The sequence below is a fragment of the Neobacillus rhizosphaerae genome, assembly GCF_050477885.1.
GTDB classification, from domain to species: domain Bacteria; phylum Bacillota; class Bacilli; order Bacillales; family Cytobacillaceae; genus Neobacillus; species Neobacillus rhizosphaerae_A.
The window spans coordinates 1-24,310 of the sequence record NZ_JBCNAC010000019.1 but is presented as its reverse complement, the minus strand read 5'-3'; the positions used below and the strand labels follow the sequence as shown (position 1 = coordinate 24,310).

Annotated in this window: 22 protein-coding genes and 1 tRNA gene; 2 read left to right on the top strand and 21 right to left on the bottom strand. The window is 38.9% G+C overall.

Annotated elements, in window-relative coordinates; all coding sequences use genetic code 11:
* Nucleotides 1-6 precede the first annotated feature (6 nt).
* Nucleotides 7-840, bottom strand: coding sequence for a cytochrome c biogenesis protein CcsA (gene ccsA, locus ABES03_RS02215; RefSeq protein WP_430114772.1), 834 nt, complete (start codon nucleotides 838-840; stop codon nucleotides 7-9).
* A 12-nt stretch (nucleotides 841-852) separates the two neighbouring features.
* Nucleotides 853-2,196, bottom strand: a complete 1,344-nt coding sequence (hemA, locus tag ABES03_RS02210; RefSeq protein ID WP_430114770.1) for a glutamyl-tRNA reductase — start codon at nucleotides 2,194-2,196, stop codon at nucleotides 853-855.
* A 220-nt stretch (nucleotides 2,197-2,416) separates the two neighbouring features.
* Here hemA and ABES03_RS02205 point away from each other — a divergent pair, with 220 nt between their 5' ends.
* Nucleotides 2,417-2,905 (top strand): LiaF transmembrane domain-containing protein, encoded by a 489-nt coding sequence (locus ABES03_RS02205; protein ID WP_309860291.1) that lies wholly within the window; start codon nucleotides 2,417-2,419, stop codon nucleotides 2,903-2,905.
* Nucleotides 2,906-2,978: 73 nt separating this feature from the next.
* Here the strand turns inward: ABES03_RS02205 and yihA are convergent, their stop codons facing one another.
* The 19 genes from yihA to ABES03_RS02110 all read right to left on the bottom strand — a co-directional run bounded on the left by yihA (nucleotide 2,979) and on the right by ABES03_RS02110 (nucleotide 23,358).
* Complete coding sequence (gene yihA, locus ABES03_RS02200) at nucleotides 2,979-3,560, bottom strand: ribosome biogenesis GTP-binding protein YihA/YsxC (protein ID WP_430114767.1); 582 nt, start codon at nucleotides 3,558-3,560, stop codon at nucleotides 2,979-2,981.
* Nucleotides 3,557-5,902 (bottom strand): endopeptidase La, encoded by a 2,346-nt coding sequence (lon, locus tag ABES03_RS02195; protein WP_430114764.1) that lies wholly within the window; start codon nucleotides 5,900-5,902, stop codon nucleotides 3,557-3,559. The genes yihA and lon overlap by 4 nt, the downstream gene beginning before the upstream one ends.
* A 235-nt stretch (nucleotides 5,903-6,137) precedes the next feature.
* A complete protein-coding gene (gene lonB / locus ABES03_RS02190; protein ID WP_430114762.1) occupies nucleotides 6,138-7,805 on the bottom strand; it encodes an ATP-dependent protease LonB in 1,668 nt (555 codons plus the stop codon).
* A 112-nt stretch (nucleotides 7,806-7,917) separates the two neighbouring features.
* Nucleotides 7,918-9,177, bottom strand: a complete 1,260-nt coding sequence (gene clpX, locus ABES03_RS02185) for an ATP-dependent protease ATP-binding subunit ClpX (protein WP_430114760.1) — start codon at nucleotides 9,175-9,177, stop codon at nucleotides 7,918-7,920.
* Between the two features lie 436 nt (nucleotides 9,178-9,613).
* Nucleotides 9,614-10,891 (bottom strand): trigger factor, encoded by a 1,278-nt coding sequence (tig, locus tag ABES03_RS02180; RefSeq protein WP_430114757.1) that lies wholly within the window; start codon nucleotides 10,889-10,891, stop codon nucleotides 9,614-9,616.
* Between the two features lie 167 nt (nucleotides 10,892-11,058).
* Nucleotides 11,059-12,087: a tetratricopeptide repeat protein gene (locus tag ABES03_RS02175; RefSeq protein WP_430114755.1), complete on the bottom strand. Its 1,029-nt coding sequence runs from the start codon at nucleotides 12,085-12,087 to the stop codon at nucleotides 11,059-11,061.
* A gap of 298 nt (nucleotides 12,088-12,385) precedes the next feature.
* Nucleotides 12,386-12,462 (bottom strand) — tRNA-Arg (locus tag ABES03_RS02170).
* A 107-nt stretch (nucleotides 12,463-12,569) separates the two neighbouring features.
* A complete protein-coding gene (locus ABES03_RS02165) occupies nucleotides 12,570-13,088 on the bottom strand; it encodes a metallophosphoesterase (protein ID WP_430114753.1) in 519 nt (172 codons plus the stop codon).
* Nucleotides 13,085-13,696: an XTP/dITP diphosphatase gene (locus ABES03_RS02160; protein ID WP_430114844.1), complete on the bottom strand. Its 612-nt coding sequence runs from the start codon at nucleotides 13,694-13,696 to the stop codon at nucleotides 13,085-13,087. The genes ABES03_RS02165 and ABES03_RS02160 overlap by 4 nt, the downstream gene beginning before the upstream one ends.
* 13 nt (nucleotides 13,697-13,709) lie before the next feature.
* Nucleotides 13,710-14,465, bottom strand: coding sequence for a ribonuclease PH (rph, locus tag ABES03_RS02155; protein WP_430114751.1), 756 nt, complete (start codon nucleotides 14,463-14,465; stop codon nucleotides 13,710-13,712).
* Nucleotides 14,466-14,585: 120 nt separating this feature from the next.
* The gene (locus tag ABES03_RS02150) at nucleotides 14,586-15,632 is read right to left on the bottom strand and encodes a GerMN domain-containing protein (RefSeq protein ID WP_430114842.1); all 1,047 of its coding nucleotides are present in this window, start codon (nucleotides 15,630-15,632) and stop codon (nucleotides 14,586-14,588) included.
* Between the two features lie 150 nt (nucleotides 15,633-15,782).
* Nucleotides 15,783-16,577, bottom strand: coding sequence for a glutamate racemase (racE, locus tag ABES03_RS02145; RefSeq protein ID WP_430114749.1), 795 nt, complete (start codon nucleotides 16,575-16,577; stop codon nucleotides 15,783-15,785).
* A 16-nt stretch (nucleotides 16,578-16,593) separates the two neighbouring features.
* A complete protein-coding gene (locus tag ABES03_RS02140; RefSeq protein ID WP_430114746.1) occupies nucleotides 16,594-17,043 on the bottom strand; it encodes a MarR family winged helix-turn-helix transcriptional regulator in 450 nt (149 codons plus the stop codon).
* A gap of 152 nt (nucleotides 17,044-17,195) precedes the next feature.
* Nucleotides 17,196-18,665, bottom strand: a complete 1,470-nt coding sequence (locus tag ABES03_RS02135) for a PAS domain-containing sensor histidine kinase (RefSeq protein ID WP_430114743.1) — start codon at nucleotides 18,663-18,665, stop codon at nucleotides 17,196-17,198.
* A gap of 385 nt (nucleotides 18,666-19,050) precedes the next feature.
* Complete coding sequence (gene gerE / locus ABES03_RS02130; protein ID WP_007087335.1) at nucleotides 19,051-19,275, bottom strand: spore germination transcription factor GerE; 225 nt, start codon at nucleotides 19,273-19,275, stop codon at nucleotides 19,051-19,053.
* 133 nt (nucleotides 19,276-19,408) lie between these two features.
* Nucleotides 19,409-19,993, bottom strand: a complete 585-nt coding sequence (locus tag ABES03_RS02125; protein ID WP_430114741.1) for a class D sortase — start codon at nucleotides 19,991-19,993, stop codon at nucleotides 19,409-19,411.
* Between the two features lie 163 nt (nucleotides 19,994-20,156).
* A complete protein-coding gene (sdhB, locus tag ABES03_RS02120) occupies nucleotides 20,157-20,918 on the bottom strand; it encodes a succinate dehydrogenase iron-sulfur subunit (protein ID WP_309860261.1) in 762 nt (253 codons plus the stop codon).
* A gap of 21 nt (nucleotides 20,919-20,939) precedes the next feature.
* Nucleotides 20,940-22,691, bottom strand: coding sequence for a succinate dehydrogenase flavoprotein subunit (sdhA, locus tag ABES03_RS02115; RefSeq protein ID WP_430114738.1), 1,752 nt, complete (start codon nucleotides 22,689-22,691; stop codon nucleotides 20,940-20,942).
* A gap of 55 nt (nucleotides 22,692-22,746) precedes the next feature.
* The gene (locus tag ABES03_RS02110) at nucleotides 22,747-23,358 is read right to left on the bottom strand and encodes a succinate dehydrogenase cytochrome b558 subunit (protein ID WP_430114737.1); all 612 of its coding nucleotides are present in this window, start codon (nucleotides 23,356-23,358) and stop codon (nucleotides 22,747-22,749) included.
* 446 nt (nucleotides 23,359-23,804) lie between these two features.
* Here ABES03_RS02110 and ABES03_RS02105 point away from each other — a divergent pair, with 446 nt between their 5' ends.
* Nucleotides 23,805-24,263, top strand: coding sequence for a YslB family protein (locus ABES03_RS02105; protein ID WP_430114735.1), 459 nt, complete (start codon nucleotides 23,805-23,807; stop codon nucleotides 24,261-24,263).
* Nucleotides 24,264-24,310 lie beyond the last annotated feature (47 nt).

The following is a 24,310-nucleotide window of genomic DNA, read 5'->3' as shown; positions in this document are numbered from 1 at the left end:
CTAAGGTTATGCATACCATAAATGGAACGATGATAATCGACCAAATAAGAAAAAATTAATTAATACTATTAAAAATGACGCCGTATTCCAAATTGCTAACCTTCTGCCAGATAGGTTTTTCCCGATCCGGAGATATAAATAGATGCTGTAGGCCGTTAGCAACAAAAACGACCCAATAATTTTCATATCGTACCACGGCATTCCAGGAACTTTTAGAAATGCCCACTGTAAGCCTAAAATAAGGCTGAGTAGTAGCATCGGAACACCAATGACAGCCAATATGTAGGATGATCTTTCAAGTTTATCTAAATCTGCCAGTCGAACAAGCCGTGCTCCCCATTTCTTCCGTTTCAATAAATCATATTGAAGCAGGTAAAGGGCTGAAAATACGAACGAAAGGGAAAATGCCCCGTATGAAAGAATCGCCATTGTTATATGGATTAACAGTAGTTCAGATACTAGCTGTTTGGCCATGATATGAGAATGGTATTGCATTGGAGCAAAGGTATGAATCGCCATAACGGTAAAACCAAGGATATTTGTAAAAAAGACGATAAAATCGACTCGCAGTAAATGATTTATCCCAATTGACAATGTTACTAATACCCAAGCATAAAAATAGAGTCCCTCAAATATCGTTAGTACAGGGAACCTTCCTGTTTTTGTCATATAGAAAAATAGGAAAACCGTTTGTAAAACCCATACAAATGCAAGTAACCAGAAGGCAATTCGGTTTGCCTTCCGGTTATGGTGAATGAAATCAAAGAAATATAACAACACACTGAAGGCATATAGAACAACCGTTAATTCATGAAGCCTTGTCATAAAGACGTCGAACATAGACAGTACCCCTTATGACTGAAAGGAAGCCTGTGGTTTAAGAACCGGTGATGAATTAACTTCGGCTGCTCTCGAATGTTGTTCTTCAACAAGCTCTTCAATATTGAATATTTTAATAAACAAATCCATCGCCTGTTCGGCATCTGGTCTAGCAGCCAGTTCCTTCGCTTGTAAAATCGGATCCTTTAAAAGCTGGTTGATAATGCTCTTTGTATGTTTGTTTAATACTTTCAGGTCACGATCTGATAGGTTTGGCAATTTTCTTTCTAAGCTTACCATTGTCTCAGCTTGAATGGCTAAAGCCTTTTCGCGAAGAGCGGAAATGACTGGCACTACGCCAAGCATCCCAAGCCATTGGTTGAACTCAACGATTTCTTTTTCGATCATCAATCTAATTTTGGCTGCTGCTTTTTGGCGTTCTTGCAAGTTTGCTTCAACAATGCCTTCTAAATCGTCAATATCGTATAAAAAGACATTCTCAAGCTCTGAAATTCTTGGGTCCAGATCACGCGGTACAGCAATATCTACCATAAATAATGGTTTACCCTTACGCTTTTTCTCAACTTTAGCCATCATTTCTTTTGTAATGACAAAGTCTTTTGCACCCGTTGAGCTAATTAAAATATCTGCTTCAATAAGTGACTGCTGTAAGTCAGCTAACGTTTTCGCTTCGCCATTAAAACGGCTGGCAAGGGTTTTTGCTTTATCGTACGTACGATTGATGACTGTTACCTTTTTCACACCGTTACCATGCAGGTTTTGGGCTGCTAATTCACCCATTTTTCCCGCCCCGAAAATCAATACATGTTTATTCGCAAGAGAACCGAAGATTTTCTTAGCCAGTTCAACCGCAGCATAACTGACAGAAACGGCATTAGCACCGATATCTGTTTCTGAATGCCCACGTTTGGCTACCGTAATTGCTTGTTTAAACAAGTGATTAAATACCGACCCAGTCGTTTCCTCCTGTTGTGCCAGCATAAAGCTAGTACGAACCTGCCCAAGTATTTGTGTTTCCCCTAAAACCATGGAATTGAGTCCGCACGTAACATTAAACAAATGCTCTACGGCTCCATCGTCTTCATAAACAAATAAGAATGGAGAGAATTCCGTTTGTTCCATGCCGAACCATTCGGACAGAAATTCTTTTATATAATAGCGACCAGTATGGAGTTGATCGACAACCGCATAAATTTCCGTACGATTACATGTAGACAAGATGATGTTTTCTAGGATGCTTTTTTTAGTGTTTAACTTTTTTATGGCATCCACAAGTTCGGTTTCATTAAATGTCAACCGCTCACGGATTTCTACAGGGGCAGTTTTATAGTTAAGACCGATTACTAAAGTATGCATTTGTTTCGTACACCCCCACTTAATAGTACATTAGCAGTATTAACTAGTATGATTATATCATGAGCAATTTCGACTTTTGCTCGGAAAATGTGAACAGAAAACGAAAGATATGTTATGATAAAAAAATAGTAGGACTTATTTTTATCTATTACTTCCTTAAGTACAGTATCAAAAAAATAGAATAGATTCAAGTGAACCTTATTGGAAGTGGTGTTTTTTAATGAAAAATCAGCGAATTTTCCCCGGAATTATTCTAATTGGTTTTGGAGCTTACTTTTTACTGCAGCAAACAGGAATTACTATTTTTCAACAATTTTATACATGGCCTACCTTGCTGATGATCGTTGGGATTGCTTTTTTAGGTCAGGGCTATTCAGCTAAGGAACATGAAGCCATTCTTCCTGGAGTCATCATGAGTGGTTTCGGTCTTCACTTTCATCTTGTTGGTCATGTGTCCTTTTGGCCAAGCCATACCATTGGCATGTTAATTCTCATTATATCAATTGGTTTTTTCCTTCGTTTTCAAAAAACAAATACTGGCTTGTTTCAAGCATTCCTCTTTCTCATTTTAGCGGTATTGCTGCTATTTTATGATAAAATTGCCGGCTATCTTGGCTTACTACAAAATGGCATGAGCTTTATTTGGAAATTCTGGCCCGCTCTGTTAATTGTTGTTGGTATTTATTTTCTACTAAAAAAGAAAAAATAACAGGGAAATTTTCCAGTTCTACATAGAAAAAACGCCTGACACTTAACTGCTAGGCGTTTTTCTATGTCCTTACTTACATATAACTCTGTAGCAAGGACCATGCTTTATCTTTTCCCTCTCCTGTTTCAGAAGAGAAGACAATCATATGGTCATTTTTATCAAGGTCTAATGTTTCGCGTGTGACCTTAAGATGCTTTTGCCATTTTCCCTTTGGGATTTTATCTGCCTTCGTTGCGATAACAATGCATGGGATTTCATAGTGTTTTAAGAAATCATACATCATCACATCATCCGCTGTCGGTGGATGGCGTAAATCAACGATTAAAACGACTGCCCGTAATTGCTCACGAGTCGTAAAATACGTTTCAATCATCTTTCCCCATGCGGCCCTTTCTGTCTTCGAAACCTTGGCATATCCATACCCAGGGACATCGACAAAGTGCAGGATCTCATTGATCAGGAAAAAATTTAACGTTTGCGTTTTACCTGGCTTAGATGAAATTCTCGCTAATCCTTTACGATTTAGCATCTTATTAATAAAAGACGACTTTCCTACGTTTGAACGCCCTGCAAGGGCAAATTCAGGCAATTCTGTTTCTGGATACTGCTCTGGCTTAACCGCACTGATGACAATGTCTGAACTTACTACCTTCATTTAGTATCACCTTCTAAAAGGGCATGTCTTAGAACTTCATCTACATGTGAGACTGGTACAAATTCTAGTTCATTCCTTACACTTTCTGGAATATCATCAATATCCTTTACATTGTCCTTTGGTAGAATGACTTTCGTCAGACCTGCGCGATGGGCACTTAAAGTTTTTTCCTTTAAACCACCAATTGGTAGAACTCTTCCTCTAAGTGTAATCTCACCAGTCATTCCAACCTCTCTACGAATCGGTTTACCAGTTAAAGCCGATACGAGTGCCGTTGCCATTGTAATTCCCGCAGAAGGTCCATCCTTTGGAACAGCTCCTTCTGGTACGTGGATATGAATATCATATTTTTCATGAAAATCTGCTTCGATACCCAATTCAGTCGCCTTTGAGCGAATATAACTAAATGCGGCTTGTGCAGATTCCTTCATCACATCGCCAAGTTTACCTGTTAGAACAAGTTTTCCTTTACCTGGTGATAGTGAAACCTCTATTTGCAGGGTGTCCCCACCAACTGTCGTATAAGCCAAACCAGTTGCAACCCCTACTTGATCTTCAGTTTCAGCCATTCCATAGTGGAATCGTGGCTTTCCTAAAAATTCTTCTACATTCTTTTCAGTAACAATTACCCGCTTCTTTTCACCGGAAACGATGATTTTCGCTGTCTTCCTACAGATGGTCGCCATTTGACGCTCTAAGCTTCGTACTCCGGCTTCGCGAGTATAATAACGAACCACTTTCAGTATCGCATCATCACGAACCTGAAGAATCCCCTTCGTTAAACCATTTTCTTTAATTTGCTTCGGTAACAAATGGTCTCTACAGATGTGTACTTTTTCAAGTTCCGTGTAGCCTGCAATCGTAATGATTTCCATTCTGTCTAACAATGGACCAGGAATGGTAGACAAATTATTAGCTGTCGCAATAAACATGACCTTTGATAAATCGTAGGTTTCTTCAATATAATGGTCACTAAAATTATGGTTTTGTTCTGGGTCCAATACTTCCAGCATAGCTGAAGATGGATCTCCACGGAAATCGCTAGACATTTTATCAATTTCATCTAGTAAAAAGACAGGGTTAATCGTTCCTGCTTTTTTCATTCCTTGAATAATGCGTCCAGGCATGGCACCCACATAAGTTCTTCTATGTCCGCGTATTTCAGATTCATCGCGTACTCCACCTAGGGACACTCGAACAAAGTTGCGATTCAGTGATGTGGCAATAGAGCGGGCAAGGCTTGTTTTTCCCACACCAGGAGGTCCTGCTAAACAAAGAATAGGGCCTTTTAAGGAATTAGTCAGCTTCTGTACCGCCAAATATTCAAGTACACGTTCCTTAACCTTTTCCAATCCGTAATGATCTTGATTTAATACCTTTTCGGCTCGAAGAATATCAATATCATCCTCTGTCTTTTTGGACCAAGGTATTGTGATCAACCATTCGATATAATTACGGATGACTGCACTTTCTGCCGAACTAGATGGCACTTTCTCATATCGATCTAATTCCTTAAGGGCGGCCTTTTTCGCATGCTCAGGCATTTCAGCCTGTTCAATTTTTTTTGTCAGCTCAGCAATCTCACCTGTTTTGCCTTCTTTATCGCCTAATTCTTTTTGAATGGCCTTCATTTGCTCACGAAGATAATACTCTTTTTGCGTCCGTTCCATCGACCGTTTGACTCGTTGGCCAATTTTCTTTTCCAAATTAAGTACTTCTTTTTCATTATGAATGGTATCAATTACGCGATTTACACGGCTCTTTACATCAATTGTCTCAAGGATTTCTTGCTTTTCCTTTAGCTTGAGTGGTAAATGAGAAGCGATAATATCAGCCATTCTACCAGGTTCTTCAATATCAGCGACAGAGGCATACGTTTCTGCCGAGATTTTTTTAGAGAGTTTTATGTATTGCTCAAAATAGTCAAGCATTGTTCTCATCAGGGCTTGGTCTTCAACATCCTTAGTGTCAGGATCATCATACGTAACCACGCTTACCGAATAGTACTCATCTTCCTCATAGAATGAAACAATTTCCGCTCGGTTTAAGCCTTCTACCAATACTCTAATGGTACCGTTAGGCAGTTTTAGCATTTGTTTCACTTTAGTTAAAGTACCAATTTTGTATATATCCTCTTCGGATGGATCATCGATTGATACATCTTTTTGAGTTGTTAAAAAAATTAAGTGGTCATCTACCATTGCTTTTTCGAGTGCTTGTACAGATCTTTCACGGCCTACATCTAAATGTAGGACCATTGTCGGATAAACAAGCAATCCTCGAAGCGGCAGGAGGGGGACGATCCATTCGTTCTTTTCCGTCAATATACTGCACCTCCACATGCAATCCTAGTTTTCCTACTACTAATAGCAGATTAGTCTTTGTACAATTCTAACGTATTTATAATATGGTGTCTATTTTTAGAGATTCGTGATCTCTTTTTCAATATAATTTATATTTTCCCCAAACGTAAGGAAATCTTCCTATATTCATTTTGGATTTGGTTTGAGAGATAAGCAATAAAAAACTCCGGTTTGTTCTATGAAAAACAGACCGAAGTTTTATATGCTATTTATATTAAATCGATTCTTTCTTTGTTAGTTCAATCGAGGCTGGAATGGCTTCGTGCTTTCCAAAGGATTGGACTAGGGCAATCTCGAATACTTCATGTAGATGGGTAACAGGAACGATGTTGATTCCGTCAATCTCATTCAAGATCGTTTGCATATTTTCCTCTGGAATGATGACGGTTTTGGCTCCTGCCTTTCTCGCTGCCTTTACCTTAGGATAAACACCGCCAATAGGCTTCACATTACCATGAATACTAATCTCACCAGTCATAGCTACCGTGTTATCAATTGGAATTTTATAAATGGCGGAATAAATCCCTGTCGCCATGGCAATCCCTGCAGAAGGTCCATCGATTGGAACACCGCCAGGAAAATTAACATGGATATCGTAGTCATTTGCAGGCACTCCCATCGAACGGAGAACCGTAATCACATTTTCGATCGAACCGCGTGCCATACTCTTCCGGCGAATGGATTTCCCTTGACCGCCAATACTTTCTTCTTCAACAATACCAGTTATGTTGATGGTTCCCTTGTCTTTTGCCGGGATGACTGTAACTTCAATCTCAAGCAAGGCACCAGAATTTGGCCCATACACAGCTAGTCCATTCACCAGACCCACATGGGAAATATCATTAATCTTTCTTTCCATCCTTGGAGTCATTTGACTAGAATGGATAACCCACTCAATGTCTTCATCCTTGATATAATTACGGTCTTCTGTAATGGCAAGTCCAGCTGCAATTTGGATCATATTGACCGTTTCACGGCCATTTCTCGCATATGTAGATAAGGTATTAACACCTGTTTCATTAATTTCTAGATTTACTTTTTCAGCCGCCTTCTTCGCCACTTCCACAATTTCCTCCTGATTTAAATCGCGGAAGAACACCTCCATACATCGTGAACGAATCGCCGGAGGAATTTCACTCGGAGTCCTAGTAGTGGCACCAATTAAACGGAAATCGGCAGGAAGTCCATTTTTAAAAATATCATGAATATGCGTTGGTATTTGCGTATTTTCCTCATTATAATAGGCACTTTCCAAAAAGACCTTTCGATCCTCTAATACTTTTAGAAGTTTATTCATTTGGATTGGGTGTAATTCACCAATCTCATCAATAAAGAGCACTCCACCATGGGCATTTGTCACTGCACCTTGTTTGGGCTGTGGTATTCCCGCCTGTCCCATTGCGCCTGCACCTTGATAAATAGGGTCATGGACAGAACCAATTAAAGGGTCTGCAATTCCTCTTTCATCAAACCGTGCTGTTGTGGCGTCTAATTCAATAAACACAGAGGATGCTTTAAATGGTGACTTTTGATTCTTTTTGGCTTCTTCTAGAACAAGACGTGCAGCAGCCGTTTTTCCAACTCCCGGTGGTCCATAAATAATTACATGCTGTGGATTCGGTCCACAAAGGGCCGCCTTTAATGATTTAATCCCATCCTCTTGGCCTACAATATCCTTAAAGCTTGTAGGGCGCACTTTTTCAGCTAATGGCTCAGTCAATGAAATGGACCTCATTTTGCGAAGCTGCTCCATTTCTTTACGGGATTCCCGGTCAATGGACACTTTTTGCGTACGCTGATTCCTCAACAAATTCCAAAAATACAGCCCAATGATAATTCCGAAAAACAGCTGTATAAATAAGGCAATCCCCGTCCAACTCATACATTTCCCTCCTACTACATACTCACTATATATTAATAAGTATTTCCTGCAGGAAGGAGGAATAAACCACAAAAAGTAAAAAGACCTGGCAGAGAGCCAGGTCTTTAAAAGATTATGCAGATTTTTCTTCTGCAACAACCGTTCCATCTTCTAACACTAATTTTGGAATACTGTTTTCTAAGACAGTTTCCTTCGTAATGATACATTTAGTGATATCTTCGCGTGAAGGAAGATCAAACATAACATCAAGCATGATTCCTTCAATAATTGAACGAAGACCACGGGCACCCGTTTTTCGTTCAATTGCTTTCTTCGCGATTTCCTCTAATGCGCCCTCTTCAAATTGCAGCTCTACATCATCGATTTCAAGCATTTTTTGATATTGTTTAACAAGCGCATTTTTCGGTTTTGTTAAAATTTCAATCAATGCTGCCTCATCTAATTGTTCAAGGCTCGCAATCACCGGAAGACGACCAATGAATTCTGGAATTAATCCAAAACGAAGTAAGTCTTCAGGCAATACTTTTGAAAGAAGCTCTTTTTGAGAAACATCCACCTGTTTCACATCTGATCCAAATCCAATTACCTTTTGGCCTAAACGGCGTTTAATAATTGGTTCGATTCCGTCAAATGCTCCACCGCAGATAAATAAAATATTTGTAGTATCAATTTGGATAAACTCCTGATGTGGATGCTTTCTTCCACCTTGAGGCGGAACACTTGCAACTGTCCCTTCAAGAATTTTTAATAATGCCTGCTGCACACCCTCACCAGAAACATCACGTGTAATGGATGGGTTTTCTGACTTACGGGCGATTTTATCAATTTCATCAATATAGATGATTCCTTTTTCTGCTTTTTCCACATCATAATCAGCAGCTTGAATCAATTTTAATAAAATATTTTCTACGTCTTCTCCAACATACCCTGCCTCTGTTAAAGAAGTGGCATCGGCAATTGCAAATGGAACATTCAAAATCCGCGCTAATGTTTGTGCTAATAATGTTTTACCGCTACCAGTTGGTCCAATCATACAAATATTACTCTTTGAAAGCTCAACGTCATCAATTTTACTGTTAGAATTGATCCGCTTATAGTGATTGTATACCGCTACTGATAAAGATTTTTTCGCCTGGTCCTGGCCAATGACGTATTCATTAAGAATTTCACAGATTTCCTTTGGCTTTGGAACGTCTTTAAATTCAACTTCTTCTTCCGTTCCAAGTTCTTCTTCCACGATCTCTGTGCAAAGCTCGATACATTCATCGCATATATAAACTCCCGGCCCGGCAACTAATTTACGAACTTGATCCTGTGTTTTGCCACAGAAGGAACACTTTAACTGCCCTTTTTCATCATTAAATTTAAACAATCCTTTCACCCCTTAAAACGTTGTAAGTACCCTATTTGAAGCAGTGATTTACACAAACAAAAGTCTATATTTTTCTAACTATTCAGTGGTATGTATTTTGCATTGTAACACATGAAGCCAATGGACTGGAAATAAAACGCATTATGCAATTATGTTTTTTCTTCTCTACTTTTTGTTTGTGTAAGTCGATGGAAAACTTATGTACTCATTAATCTTAACCATATTTTTTGAAATTAAGTCTTAAAACTGTTTGGAAATTAATTATTCGCTTTTATTTGCTCCATTTCCTGCCCATTGAAAATAAAAATAAACTCCTGCGAAATACCTCAGCCGGATAATAAACAGGTTTCCCTGTCCTTATTATAATATGTAATGAGAAAAATGTATAAAACAAGGCACGATAAAAATCGCACCTTGTTTTTTAAATGGTTAAAATTTACTTCTTGTTTTCAACAAGAAAGTCAACTGCTTTTTTAAGTTTAAGGTCTGATTTAATACCTTCAGAACCGCCAAGAGCTTGTTTAATCATATCAACTGTCATGTTGTACATACCAGCCATTTTTTCTAGCTCAGCTTCTACATCTTCGTCAGTTACTTCAAGGTTTTCAGCTTTAGCAATCGCTTCTAAAGTTAAGTTCACTTTTACGCGGTTTTGTGCTTCTTCCTTCATTTGCTCGCGTAATGCATTTTCGTCTTGACCTGAGAATTGGAAGTAAAGCTCAAGGTTCATACCTTGCATTTGTAAACGTTGCTCAAACTCTTGAAGCATACGGTTTACTTCATTTGTAACCATTACTTCTGGAACTTCAACTTCAGCATTTTCAGCAGCTTTTTCAACTACAGTATCACGTAGGTGGTGCTCTGCTTCATGCTTTTTGCTATCTACTAAACGAGTTTGGATTTTTTCTTTAAGAGCATCTAATGTTTCAACTTCTTCATCTACATCTTTAGCAAACTCGTCATCTAATGCAGGAAGTTCTTTCCCTTTAATTTCATGAACAGTCACTTTGAATACAGCAGGCTTACCAGCAAGCTCAGCAGCGTGGTATTCTTCAGGGAATGTAACTTCTACGTCTTTAGATTCGCCAGCTTTTACTCCAACTAATTGCTCTTCAAAGCCAGGGATGAAAGAGCCAGAACCTAATTCTAACGAGTGGTTTTCAGCTTTTCCACCTTCGAAAGCTTCGCCATCAACGAATCCTTCGAAATCGAGAACAACTGTATCACCGTTTTCTGCAGTTCCTTCTTCTTTCACTACTAACTCAGCTTGACGCTCTTGAAGAGTTTTTAATTCGTTTGCAACGTCTTCGTCCGTTACGTTAGTATCTAATTCTTCAACTTCAAGGCCTTTGTATTCGCCTAATTTTACTTCTGGCTTTACTGTAACAGTTGCCTTGAAGATAAGCTCTTTACCTTTTTCCATTTGCTCGATATCGATTTCAGGACGATCAATTGGCTCGATTCCAGTTTCATCGATTGCTTTTCCATATGCTTCTGGAAGAATGAAATCTAATGCATCTTGGTAAAGTGATTCTACGCCAAAGCGCTTTTCAAACATGCCACGTGGCATTTTACCTTTACGGAAGCCTGGAACGCTAACTTGTTTTACAACTTTTTGGAACGCTGCGTCTAGACCTTTTGTTACCTCTTCAGCACTTACTTCAACTGTAAGGACGCCTTGGTTTCCTTCTAATTTTTCCCATTTTACTGTCATACCTTTTTCCCTCCAACAAATCTATTCTCATATCATTCGTAACGAATTGAGTCGGAAAATGTCTTGTCCATCAAGCCATTCTTCCATTTTTAAATGTAAAATATAGTTTTTTACACAATGCAACCCCTACATTATAACACAGGATTGTTTTCTTTCAACAGCGAAGCCTATATATTAGGATAAGAAATTTTCTCAATTTCCTCTATTTGAGCCCTCGCCTGCTCAATTTCTTCCATTGGAATTTGATATTCACTTGAAAGCCTCTCGACTTTCCCATCCATCCCCAAATAATCTTCAGCTAATAAATGAAAGGCTGCCGCCCACGCTGCTGGTTTCTCCGGTTGGAAATCAAATGGATAACTGATAAAAAAAGTTCGTTCTACCATTCCGATGGTCTGTTCAAATAGAACAGGATTATTGCTCTCTAACTGGGCTTCTAGTAGTTCCTTTACCCTGTTCATTTTAGGGTGAACCCTTACTTCAGGCAGGTTGAATGGGTGGAAACTTTCTTCACTCGTAAATTTCTTTATCACAAAATCTCTATCTATTTCTTGCTCTTTTAAAAGAGTTAACAGCACTGTTTTAAGAAACGGATGCCCTGTTTCTGATTTTAAATAATCAGCTATTTCATTTACATATGGGCGAATGTTTTTTTCCGCTAAGCTTGAAATAAGCAGTAGCTGCTCGTTTAGATTTTTGGTTGTTAATAGATTTAGCTCTTTTGCATTGGTTTCCTCGAAAACGTTTTCTTCTTCTGTTGGTGTCTGACGATTTTCGGCCATCCTTCGGCTGAATTGAAGGATGGTTAGAAAGTGATCTTGTTTTTCTGTCGGGATTTCCTTTTCGTCAAAGAGAGCCTCAATAGTAGAGACAATCTCATGGTATTCATGCATCTGAATCAACACGGTCAAATACAAATCCACCAACTGAATATAGTCACCGATTCCCTTAAGCAGCATCTCCTTCGCCAGTACCTTGGCGTTCTTGAAAGAGCCTGCTTCAAAGTAGGCGAGTACAAGGCCAATTAATATATTATCGTTATCCGGGTCTAGTTCTCTAGCTTCTTCTAAAAGGGGAATCGCTTCTTTAAATTTTTTCTTCTCAAGGCTTTCCAACCCTTTATCTGTTAACCTTTTTTCTAGTCCGGGAAAGTAAATGACATTATCTTTTCTTTTCGGCTGTTCCCGTTTTTTCATAATATACCGTCCTTCAGATTATTGTTGGACATTAGTGTAGCATAATTTGTAGACAAGAACAAAAGGCGGAAGCGCCTCGTTCAGCCCCGACAGGCAAATGTTCTTCGGCGAGAAAAGTCCGCCTTTTGACTTTTCTTGCCGAAGGTTATTTGACCCGAGGGGCTAGGCGCTGGAGCTAGATTCGGACAACTAGTTCAGTTATCCACGCTCAGACCTTTTTATAATTTTCTAAACAAAAAAAACTCACCAACACGGGTGAGTGATATGATTGGTATGTAGTTTACATCTTACAAGAAAATGGCGTCCCAGGAGAGATTCGAACTCCCGACCGTACGCTTAGAAGGCGTATGCTCTATCCGGCTGAGCTACTGGGACATATTAATTGTTCCTTAAGACAAGATTTATTATATTATCCTACTATCAAAAAGTCAACACTCTTCTTTTTATTTATCCAATAAAATAATGGGGGGAAAAGTTCCCCCTTATCTACTTAGATTAAATTCACAAGCTAAATCCGTCAATTCCTGACCATTAACCTCATATACGGACATTTTCACTTTCTCATCATTCAAATCCAGGATCATATAAGTCTTCTCCAACCGCTCACGAGGCAGGCGTATGCTTCCTGGATTTAAAAACACTGTTCCATCGATTTCTTCTGCACCTAATACATGCGAATGACCAAAACAGACGATATCCGCATCAAGTTCTTGTGCCTTGTATTTTAAACTCATTAAAGAAGTTTTAACAGAGTATCGGTGACCATGTGTAACAAAAAATTTATGTCCAGAAATCTCTAAGACCGTCTCTAACGGAAATCCTCCACCAAAATCACAATTCCCCATCACGGTTACATACCCAGTAATCGCCCCGTCATCAGGCATTAACTGTGAATCTCCGCAGTGAATCATAACATCTACGTCCTTTAAATGCCTTTCTCTAATGACTTCGAGCTCCTTGGTTAACCCGTGACTGTCACTCACAATTAAAACCTTGCTCATGACTGTTCAGGGCTTTCTAAAATAGAATCTAGCAATACATCGAGCTTTTTCAACGCATTTGCACGGTGGCTGATTTTATTTTTCAGATCAGCAGTTAACTCCGCCATAGCTAGACCTTTCTCCGGCACATAAAACACCGGATCATACCCAAACCCATTTACCCCTCTAGGTTCATTAAGTATACGACCCTCACAGGTGCCTGACACCGTCATTGTTGTTTGACCAGGTACGGCAACAGCCAATGCACAGTAGAATCTGGCTGTCCTGTTTTCCTCTGGGACATTTTTCAATTCCGCTAACACTTTTTCGGTATTGTTCTGATCATTTTTCGGTTCCCCTGCATAGCGGGCAGAAAAGATTCCCGGCCTTCCTTCAAGAGCGTCCACAATCAAACCAGAATCATCACCAATGACCATTTTATTTAAGGCTTGAGAGATCGCTTCTGCTTTTAGAATAGCATTTTCTTCAAATGTAGTTCCGGTTTCTTCCACCTCTGGAATCTCTGGAAAATCTAGCAATGTTTTGACTTCAATACCTCTCGATGCAAAGATATGTTCAAATTCTCTGGCTTTCCCAGGGTTTTTAGTAGCAATAATAACTTCTTTCATCATGGTTCCCCTCTTATTTTTTTCTACGTGCTTCAATTTTCTTTGTAATGTTCTCACCCAAGGCAGCTTTTTGCTGTTCAAATAGCTCCATTAGTCCTTCCTGAGCAGTGGAAAGCAGTCCTTGAAGTTGTTCATAGGAGAACGTCGATTCCTCTCCCGTTCCCTGTAATTCTACAAATTCACCGGCTCCTGTCATGACTACATTCATATCGACTTCAGCTTTAGAATCTTCCGCGTAGTTTAAGTCCAGTACAATTTGTTTGTTATGCAAAATTCCTACACTAGTTGCAGCTAAATAATCAGTTATAGGAAACTTTGTAAGTGACTTTTTCTCTGCCAGTTTATTAAGAGCAATCGTCATCGCGACAAATGCACCAGTAATAGAGGCTGTACGCGTGCCTCCATCTGCTTGAATCACGTCACAATCTATCCAAACAGTTCTTTCTCCTAGTGCTGAAAGATCTACAATCGCTCTCAGTGCACGGCCTATTAAGCGCTGAATCTCCATTGTACGGCCAGACACTTTTCCTTTTGATGATTCTCGAATGTTTCTAGTCTCTGTCGCTCTAGGAAGCATTGAGTACTCTGCGGTAATCCAGCCCTTTCCTTCCCCTCTCATAAAATGAGGAACTCTCTCTTCAATACTGGCTGTACAAATCACCTTTGTATTCCCAACAGAAATAAGGACAGAACCTTCAGGATGCATTAAATAATTGGTTTCAATATGTATTGGTCTTAGCTGTAATGGTTCTCTTCCATCCACACGCACTTGTACTTCCTCCTTCATTTCGTAAAGCTTTGCCTCTTGTCTATTATTCCAAATAAAGAAGAGGCGGCCTTCTAGCCAACCTCTTTCATTGTCACTATATAGTATAACAAAAAACTTTTTTTAAAAACTACCTGTGTTGACTTTTTCTGGTCGAGTTACCGGCTCAGTCAATTTTTTCCCTTTATCATTTTTTAACTCGGCTTTTCCTTTTACTTGGACAGCAACCTTCTCAATACCTGTTTGTTCCGTTAAGGAAAGAACCAGTGCATCTAATAAACTTTGAGAGATGACCTTCTTACCAAAGCTTCCATATACATTTTCATTGAAGTTTAAGGTAACCTTACCGTCCTCATATTTAGGAGCCTCAAGTAGTTTTACATCAGACATAAATTCTGATACAAGGTTTGATTTTTCACTAGGACCTTTTATTAACTCGTTTACCACTGCAACGATATTATTTGTCTCGCTCGCACTCACCCTGCGAGTAACTGGAACATAGTAGTAAGAACCCTCTTCTCCACCAATATAATAGACGGTTACAGGCTTCGTATTCGTGATATCTACTACATCTGTTGTATCGTAGTTAATACCCGTTGCTCTTGAAAGATTTTCACTGATTGGTGTTCCATTAACGGGCATTTCCGTTAAGTCATGACCATTCATCTTAAGTTTGACTGATTTCACATTATCAAATTGAGTCAGTGTCCATGTTACGGACTGAAGGATTTTCATCTCATCCTCTGGCTGATAATTTTTAAATTCCTTCGAGAAGTTGACTGTTGCGACACCTTCTTTATTAATATCAACAGAAAGCTCGGTATCCTCCGGCAGGACAGCTCTAAAATCATTAGGCAGCAGTTCGGAGACAGGTCCATTGGCCACTAGGTATTCTAATGCCTGTTTTGCTACGGAAGATGTTTTTGGCAATGCTAAGGTCTGTGGTACCACATAGCCGTTTTTATCAATTAAGTATAATTCTGTCTTTACGACATTTTCTGCATTTTCTTTTTTAACTGCAGTTGTTTCCTTACTTGTCTTATTTTCCACGACAGTTTTTGGCGGGTCGATTTTCTTTTGTGTTTCGGTCCCAAACAAGCCACAGCCAGAAAGTAGAACGGTTGAAGTAAGAACAGTTAAACCAATAATTTTTGCTTTATTATTAGACATCATAATTCCCCCCTAAGACAGTTTGTACTAACATGTATACGAGCCATGTAAGAATTTAGACCGCCTTATGAAAGAAAAATAGAACTTTTCTATTAAAAAATTTTTTACATATTAAAAGAAGAGGCTGCCTTTTGAGACAACCTCTTCCAATTAAAGTTTAATTTTATTAACAGGACTAATAGGAAATCCCAGCCACTGTGAAGCAATTTTCGAAAAAATCCTTCTGGAACCAGTCGTGTAAAACTCATGTTCAGGCTCTTCCTCACATGTCTCTAGCAAACCATTATATTCGAGGATGGCACTGATTTCCCGGGCCGTTTCATCACCAGAACTAATCACATTCACTTCAGTACCCATCGTCTTTTTAATGAGTGGTTCAAGTAATGGATAGTGCGTACAGCCTAAAATAAGCGTATCTAAGTTTTGCTGCAGCATGGGTTTTAACGCTTCGTTCACAATTTTTTCAGCAATTGGTCCATCATATTCCCCACTCTCAACAAGCGGGACAAATTTCGGACACGCATGTCCCTTTACAAAAATCCGGCTATTCAGCGATTTCAACGCCTTTTCATATGCACCGCTCTTAACCGTTACCTCTGTACCGATCATGCCCACCCGATAGTTCTTTGTTCGTTTAATTGCAGCACGTGCTCCTGGATTAATAACTCCGATTACAGGAATAGAAAGTTCCTTACGAATGTCATCAAGAGCTGCAGCGGTTGCGGTATTACAAGCAATAACAAGCATTTTGATGTTTTTTTCTAATAAGAAACGGGTCATCTCCCATGTAAATCTCTTTACTTCTTTTGTCGTCCTTGGACCATAGGGGCAGCGTGCGGTATCACCTAAATAGATGATTTTTTCATTTGGAAGCTGCCTCATTACCTCTTTGGCAACGGTTAATCCTCCGACACCTGAATCAATGACACCTATTGGTTGCTTCAAACTTCTCGCCTCATTCTTAACGCATTTCTTGATGTAATTTTTTTAAGCTGTCTTGAAGAAGAAGGATTTCTTCTGAAGTGAAATCAATTAAAATATCCTCTAGATATACCTGACGTTTTTTAATCACCTCATCGATAATCCGCTTTCCTTCTTCTAATAAATGAATTCTAACCACACGGCGGTCACTTGGGTCCTTTACTCGTTCCACAAGCAAATTCTTCTCCATTCGATCGACCAGATCCGTTGTTGTACTGCACGCCAAATACATTTTATTAGAAAGCTCGCCGATGGTCATGTCACCGTCTTCAAAGAGCCATTGTAATGCAACAAATTGGGGCGGAGTAATCTTATAATTACCCAGCATTTCTCTTCCTTTTTGTTTGATAATACCGGAAATATACCTTAAATCCTTTTCAATGTTCGCTACTACGTCCCCATCCACTTTTTGTGAATTTTCGAGTTTCATCTATTCATACACTCCTATTAATAGGCTTCTCCTCAAGACTTTTCATTAAAGCCCTTATGCCAAGCTGAACGTCTCAAGCTTGTACTTATTTTCTACTTTTTTCGCAAAAAATTCAAGACTTAAGTAAGAAAAGCGGATGCCGAGTTAGCATCCTAGCTTTCCACAGGTAGAATGAGTTCAACCATTGTTCCTTTTTTATCACTCCAAAAATGAACACTGCCACGATGATTCTCAACAATTTGCTTTGAAATCATAATCCCTAAACCTGTACCGCTCTCTTTAGTTGTAAAGAAAGGTTCACCAATTCTCTTTAAAATATGGTGTGGCATGCCACACCCAGTATCCTTAAAAATAATCTTGACCTTACCTTCACCGTGCTGTTTCATTCCAACGGTAATCACCCCACCTTTTGGCATCGCATCGATAGAGTTCTTCAATATATTAATGAACACTTGTTTTAACTGGTTTCTATCACAGCGAATGGTAAACCTATCACTATCATAAATGGTTTTTATTTGAACTCCATTCATAATGGCTTGTGTATTTATCAGGGTCTTTACGTTTTCCATTAGTGTTATGATATTCTCTACTTCAAATTTCAAATCCTGAGGCTTAGCTAGGACCAATAATTCGCTTAAAATGAGCTCAATCCGATCGATTTCAGATTGGATAATAGTAAAGTATGTCTTATTATCTAATTGATTTTCCATTAGCTGTAGAAATCCTTTAATTGCGGTAAGTGGATTCCGAACCTCGTGTGCAATCCCCGCAGCCAACTGTCCTGCGACACTTAGTTTTTCTGAGTTTAATAAGAGCTCCTTTGTATTGATCTGCTCTGTTATATCTCTTATGACACTTACTATTTCTAAAACAAGATGGGTATCAGGGTCAATAACTGGTTTGCAAAGCATTTCAACCCAAATATACTCTCCATTCTTTTTGGCAACACGATAGGAGCCCCTTCCATTTACATGTTCATTCAAAACACTTTTTCGATCCTCAAAAGCTCGAACAGTGTCATCTCTATGTATGAATGAAAAAATATTTTTTCTGTATAATTCTTCAGATGTATATCCAAGAATATGCTCACTGGAGGGGGAAACATAAAGAATTTCGCCCGATAAATTGGTACTAATAATAATATCGAGTACATTATCAGTCAATATATGATGCATGACTTCTACTTTTCTAGCTTCTTCTTTTTTTCTTTTTAAATGGGTTATATCTTTTGCAATCGCGCAGACACCTACTATTTGGTTCTCAACACTAATAGGGATTTGTGTGATATTCAAATCAATGAGCTTTCCTGCTTTGTTTTGCATCCTACAATCAAAATTTTGAAATTCGCCGAAAGAAGCTTTATGAAAATGGTGAAATACTTTATTCATATCTTCAATTGGAAAAAGAAATTGGAGTTTCAATTGCAAAGACTCTTCCACTGAGAATTCTGTTAAGCTTTCAAATGCAGGATTCACTTGAACAAGATACCCTTCTAAGTCCATGGTAAAAATACTATCTGGATTACAAGCAAACAAGGTTTCAAATCTGCTTAGATTGTCATCTAAAAAATGTCTTAATAACAGTTTCTTTTCACTCTTAATTGCTGCTACAGAACCATTCATCTCTCTTTATCAGTTCCTTTCCCGTATTCACCTGTCATTATATAAAAAGCCAAGATGGATTTATTCCCATCTTGGCTTGCGTTTAGAACAATAGTTTTGGTCTAATTCAAGTCCACCCTTTTGCTTTTGAAGCTGAAAAGAACGATCAATCTTTATCTAGTTAACATTGCAATTTGCCCCTAATTAAGATAAAAGCATTAAATCTTTTATCCTAATTTCATTGTAAAATTAACTAATTATTTTTTCAATATATTTTGAACATTTTTCCATTTACTTATTCTAAATATTACATTACCAACCATTACTCAAACGATTGGTAATAACTACAGCTCTTTTTATGGTATGAGACTTATGAACCGGCCTCCTAAACGGATGCCGGTCATATTTAAAGTTCTAGCTCTCCCATTCGAAGGAGCTCTACAACTGCTTGTGAACGCCCCTTAACACCAAGCTTTTGCATGGCATTTGATATGTGATTTCGAACCGTTTTTTCGCTTATAAATAATTCACCAGCGATTTCTTTCGTTGTTTTGTCTTGTACTAGTAATTCGAATACTTCTCTTTCACGTTTGGTGAGTAACGGCTTGTGATTATAATCATTCTCCTTCAAGTAATGTAACCCTCCTTGCCTTCGCCAGTTATGAACACGGGGTGGGTATATATTTAGTCACCATATCTTATGTGAACGATTCAAATGTAGTGACTTTTTTTCTAATAAGAAAATAAAAAAAAGGCCCTAACAATTAGGAACCTGTAAGCTTTGCATAAATGATATATCGTTTTGGCGCATTCCCTATATAACGAAATGGATAGCAGGTAGTTACAATTAGTTCTTCATTCTGCTTTTGTAGGGTGATAATACTTGTATCATTTGACTTAACAATTTTAGTGTGGGTAATTTCATAGGTGAAATTTCCATAGGGCATTTGCATCTGTAGTGAATCACCAATTTTCAGCTCACCTAATCGCCGAAATACCGTATCCCTATGTCCTGACAAAACAATCTGCCCTACATCACCAGGATAAAAAGAGCCTTTGTAATGTCCGACACCCTTCTCAAGATCGTCCGGATCTGTTCCTTCGATAATAGCTAGCTCAGCTTTAATTTTGGGAATCGCTAATAGTCCGACTGTATCACCCGTTTGAGGAGGAGGGCTATCGTTTTTCCTCTTATTATAGGAAGGATCAGCTGGCTGCTTTGAAACTAATTCCTTTGCCTTCTCTAATGAATGATTCGTTTGCAGCTTTACATCAACTAGTTGCCAAATGCCTACTCCTATAACGATAACACCTATAAAAATGATGAAAAGTGGAAGTTTTGATTTCAATGGATTCCCTTCCTTTGTAAAAGGTACTGATAAATGTAGTATAACAAAGGAAGTAAAACACCGCTATTCTAACTGTGCACCTTAAAAACTAAAAAACCTCCTTTTCTTATTAGAAAAGAAGGTTTTAAGATTCAAATCATAGGAACTAAAGACCCTTAACTTATTAACTATGGTCACTTCCGAAGAAGTTTCTAAATGATTGGAAAGTGGTATCACGGTTCAATGCAGCAATGGAGGTAGTCAATGGAATACCTTTTGGACAAGATTGAACACAGTTTTGTGAGTTACCACAGTTTGCAAGACCGCCCTCACCCATGATCGCTTCTAAACGCTCCGCCTTATTCATTTCCCCTGTTGGATGTGCGTTAAATAGGCGAACCTGAGAAAGTGGCTGCGGCCCGATAAAGTCAGATTTACTGTTCACATTTGGACATGCCTCTAGGCAGACACCACATGTCATACACTTTGAAAGCTCATAAGCCCACTGACGCTTTTTCTCTGGCATACGAGGTCCTGGTCCTAAGTCGTATGTTCCATCAATAGGAATCCATGCCTTCACTTTCTTTAAAGCATCAAACATTCTGCTTCGGTCTACCGCAAGGTCCCTCACAACTGGGAATGTTCTCATTGGCTCTAAACGGATAGGTTGCTCTAATTGATCAATCAGTGCCGAACAGGATTGACGAGGCTTACCGTTAATAACCATTGAACAAGCACCACAGACTTCTTCGAGACAGTTCATTTCCCAAGTGATTGGGGTAGAGGCTTGTCCCTTTGCGTTCACAGGATTCTTACGAATTTCCATCAAAGCGGAAATGACGTTCATATTCGGACGATATGGAACCTCAAATTCCTCTTCGTAAGGAGTAGAATCCGGTGTATCCTGACGCATAACTAGAAACTTAACTGTTTTATTTTCAGACATTATTACCCACTCCCCTTTCTATTAATGCTTTGTAGTATAATCTCGTTTCCGTGGCTTAATTAAAGATACATCAATCTCTTCATAATGGAAGGCTGGAGCTGATTTTGAATCAACAAATTTCGCCATTGTTGTTTTCATAAACTCTTCATCATTACGTTCAGGGAATTCAGGCTTATAGTGAGCACCGCGGCTCTCATTACGGTTTAACGCTCCGATTGTAATAACACGTGCTAATTGAAGCATATTTTGTAATTGTCTAGTAAATGCTGCCCCTTGGTTGCTCCACTTAGATGTATCGTTGATATTGATGTTCTGGTAGCGTTCTAATAGTTCCTGAATCTTTTCATCAGTTTGCTGCAACTTATCATTGTAACGAACAACTGTAACGTTATCTGTCATCCATTCACCAAGTTCCTTGTGAAGGATGTATGCATTTTCTGTACCGTTTAGTGACATGATTGAATTCCACTTTTCTTCCTGTTCCTTCACATGACGGTCAAAAACAGTAGAAGATACAGCATCAGAACTCTTCTCAAGGCCATTGATATATTTAACCGCATTTGGTCCTGCAACCATTCCGCCGTATACCGCTGAAAGTAAAGAGTTCGCACCTAGTCGATTAGCACCGTGTTGTGAAAAATCACACTCACCAGCAGCAAAAAGACCCGGGATACTTGTCATTTGGTCATAATCAACCCATAGTCCACCCATTGAGTAGTGAACAGCTGGGAAAATTTTCATTGGGACTTTACGTGGGTTATCTCCCATGAACTTTTCATAAATTTCAATGATTCCGCCCAGTTTAACGTCCAACTCATGTGGATCCTTATGAGATAAGTCAAGGAAAACCATGTTTTCGCCGTTAATTCCAAGTTTCTGACTAACGCATACATCAAAGATTTCACGTGTCGCAATATCACGTGGAACTAGGTTTCCGTAAGCCGGATATTTTTCCTCTAGGAAGTACCAAGGTTTTCCGTCTTTGTACGTCCAGATACGACCACCTTCACCACGAGCGGACTCACTCATTAAGCGAAGCTTATCATCACCAGGAATAGCAGTTGGATGAATTTGAATCATTTCTCCGTTTGCATAATATGCACCCTGCTGATAAACAATAGAAGCAGCGGAGCCTGTATTAATTACAGAGTTTGTTGACTTACCAAAAATAATTCCAGGTCCACCGGTTGCCATAATGACTGCATCCGCGGCAAACGATTTAATTTCCATTGTTTTTAAGTCCTGAGCAACAATCCCACGGCAGACGCCTTCATCGTCAACGACCGCACCAAGGAATTCCCAGCCTTCATATTTTGTAACTAATCCGTCCACTTCATGGCGACGAACTTGCTCATCTAATGCATATAACAATTGCTGACCAGTTGTCGCACCAGCAAATGCTGTACGGTGATGTTGGGTTCCTCCAAAACGGCGGAAGTCTAAAAGACCCTCTGGTGTACGGTTAAACATAACACCCATCCGGTCAAATAAATTGATAATACCAGGTGCTGCATCACACATAGCTTTAACTGGCGGTTGATTCGCTAAAAAGTCTCCGCCATAAATCGTATCGTCAAAGTGAATCCACGGAGAATCCCCTTCACCTTTTGTATTTACTGCTCCATTAATACCGCCTTGGGCACAAACAGAGTGAGAACGTTTAACCGGAACAAGAGAAAAAAGCTCTACCGGAGTTCCTGATTCTGCAGCCTTGATGGTAGCCATTAAGCCAGCTAAGCCGCCGCCGACTACGATCACTTTACCTTTACTCATTCGTGACTCACTCCCTTAATCCAAAAAATACTATATTTTTCCGACCGTTAAATGGTTATTGAACAAATGCGATAAGTGTTTGAATTCCAATGAAAGAAAGAACAATAAAAACACCAACGGTCACATATGTAGAAATAACTTGTGAGCGAGGTGATACTGTAATCCCCCAGCTAACTAAGAAGGACCAAAGTCCGTTTGCAAAGTGGAAAATAGCCGAAAGGATCCCCACTAAATAGAAAACAAACATAAATGGTGATGTCAAAATATTATGCATCATATCATAGGATACTTCCGTACCAAACGCCGCTGCTACACGTGTTTGCCAAACGTGCCACGTAATAAAGATGAGCGTAATTACACCTGATACTCGTTGAAGCATGAACATCCAGTTCCTAAAGAAACCAAATCTTTTTACATTACTTTTAGCGGTAAAAGCAATATAAAGTCCATAGATTGCATGAAATAGCAATGGTAAATAAATAATTACAGTTTCTAAGACAATGCGGAATGGTAGACTTCCCATAAAGCCTGCAGCCTTATTGAAAGACTCTGGACCTCCAGTGATAAAATGGTTGACTACAAGATGCTGTGTAAGAAACACTCCAATTGGAATGACCCCTAGCAGCGAATGTAATCTGCGATTAGCAAACTCTCGATTCCCCGCCATACATTTACCCCCCTTAATTTTTAAAAAATGATGTTAAGCTCTTTCTCCTATGTACCCCTTAAAGAAACTTAACCCAATACCACTGTGACAATAATGTGACATGTCCATTTTACTCCCATCGACATAGAGCGTCAAGAAAACGGATACACAATCTTTATCAAAAAATAAAATTTTTAAAATATATTGATATTATAATAGGATAGTACCTATTTAAGTAGAACAGCCGCTTCAGTTTACCTCACAACCCATATTATTACATTTAATTACCAACATCTAACGGGTTGGTATTTCCCATCAAACGGATAAGATAATTATGATGATAAATAAGATATGATATTCCGAAATAATATATCATTCTTAAAAGGATTAATTCACATTTTCAGCAATTCAGTACTGAAAAATAAATCAAATTGTATATAATAGAATGATAGAAAGAGGGGAAGCTTGTGAAAGAAAGTACAGCCGTTAATCAACATTTGAATCATGAAGAACCAGAACCAAGAACCATTTCAATGTTTGGGTATGAAATCATTAGGGAGTACCTTTTGCCAGAGATCCTAGGTAAAGACACTCCTGAAATCTTATACTGGGCAGGAAAACGTCTTGCACGAAAGTTCCCATTACCTGACCACGAAACATTAGTTGAGTTTTTTACTAATGCTTCTTGGGGACAGCTTGAAATAATAAAAGAGACAAAAAATGAAATCGAATTCGAACTAGTAAGCCCACTCATTGTTTCTCGTGTAAAATCAAAAGCAGAACACTTCTACCAACTCGAAGCTGGCTTCCTTGCCCAACAAATTGAACTACAAAAAGAAGTGATTGCAGAAGCGTTTGAACACCCAGTAAAAAAAGCAAATAAAGTCCAATTTACTGTTAAATGGGATCGAAAAGATGTAATTTAGTAAGAAAAGCGCAAGCGCCTTGACCAGCCCCGACAGGCAAATGTTCT

Excerpts from the sequence above, each read along its gene's own strand:
- ccsA (WP_430114772.1), bottom strand. The coding sequence starts at position 840 with ATGTTCGACGTCTTTATGACAAGGCTTCATGAATTAACGGTTGTTCTA.
- hemA (WP_430114770.1), bottom strand. The coding sequence starts at position 2,196 with ATGCATACTTTAGTAATCGGTCTTAACTATAAAACTGCCCCTGTAGAA.
- ABES03_RS02205 (WP_309860291.1), top strand. The coding sequence starts at position 2,417 with ATGAAAAATCAGCGAATTTTCCCCGGAATTATTCTAATTGGTTTTGGA.
- yihA (WP_430114767.1), bottom strand. The coding sequence starts at position 3,560 with ATGAAGGTAGTAAGTTCAGACATTGTCATCAGTGCGGTTAAGCCAGAG.
- lon (WP_430114764.1), bottom strand. The coding sequence starts at position 5,902 with ATGTGGAGGTGCAGTATATTGACGGAAAAGAACGAATGGATCGTCCCC.
- lonB (WP_430114762.1), bottom strand. The coding sequence starts at position 7,805 with ATGAGTTGGACGGGGATTGCCTTATTTATACAGCTGTTTTTCGGAATT.
- tig (WP_430114757.1), bottom strand. The coding sequence starts at position 10,891 with ATGACAGTAAAATGGGAAAAATTAGAAGGAAACCAAGGCGTCCTTACA.
- ABES03_RS02175 (WP_430114755.1), bottom strand. The coding sequence starts at position 12,087 with ATGAAAAAACGGGAACAGCCGAAAAGAAAAGATAATGTCATTTACTTT.
- ABES03_RS02165 (WP_430114753.1), bottom strand. The coding sequence starts at position 13,088 with ATGAGCAAGGTTTTAATTGTGAGTGACAGTCACGGGTTAACCAAGGAG.
- ABES03_RS02160 (WP_430114844.1), bottom strand. The coding sequence starts at position 13,696 with ATGAAAGAAGTTATTATTGCTACTAAAAACCCTGGGAAAGCCAGAGAA.
- ABES03_RS02150 (WP_430114842.1), bottom strand. The coding sequence starts at position 15,632 with ATGTCTAATAATAAAGCAAAAATTATTGGTTTAACTGTTCTTACTTCA.
- ABES03_RS02140 (WP_430114746.1), bottom strand. The coding sequence starts at position 17,043 with ATGAAACTCGAAAATTCACAAAAAGTGGATGGGGACGTAGTAGCGAAC.
- ABES03_RS02135 (WP_430114743.1), bottom strand. The coding sequence starts at position 18,665 with ATGAATGGTTCTGTAGCAGCAATTAAGAGTGAAAAGAAACTGTTATTA.
- sdhB (WP_309860261.1), bottom strand. The coding sequence starts at position 20,918 with ATGTCTGAAAATAAAACAGTTAAGTTTCTAGTTATGCGTCAGGATACA.
- sdhA (WP_430114738.1), bottom strand. The coding sequence starts at position 22,691 with ATGAGTAAAGGTAAAGTGATCGTAGTCGGCGGCGGCTTAGCTGGCTTA.
- ABES03_RS02110 (WP_430114737.1), bottom strand. The coding sequence starts at position 23,358 with ATGGCGGGGAATCGAGAGTTTGCTAATCGCAGATTACATTCGCTGCTA.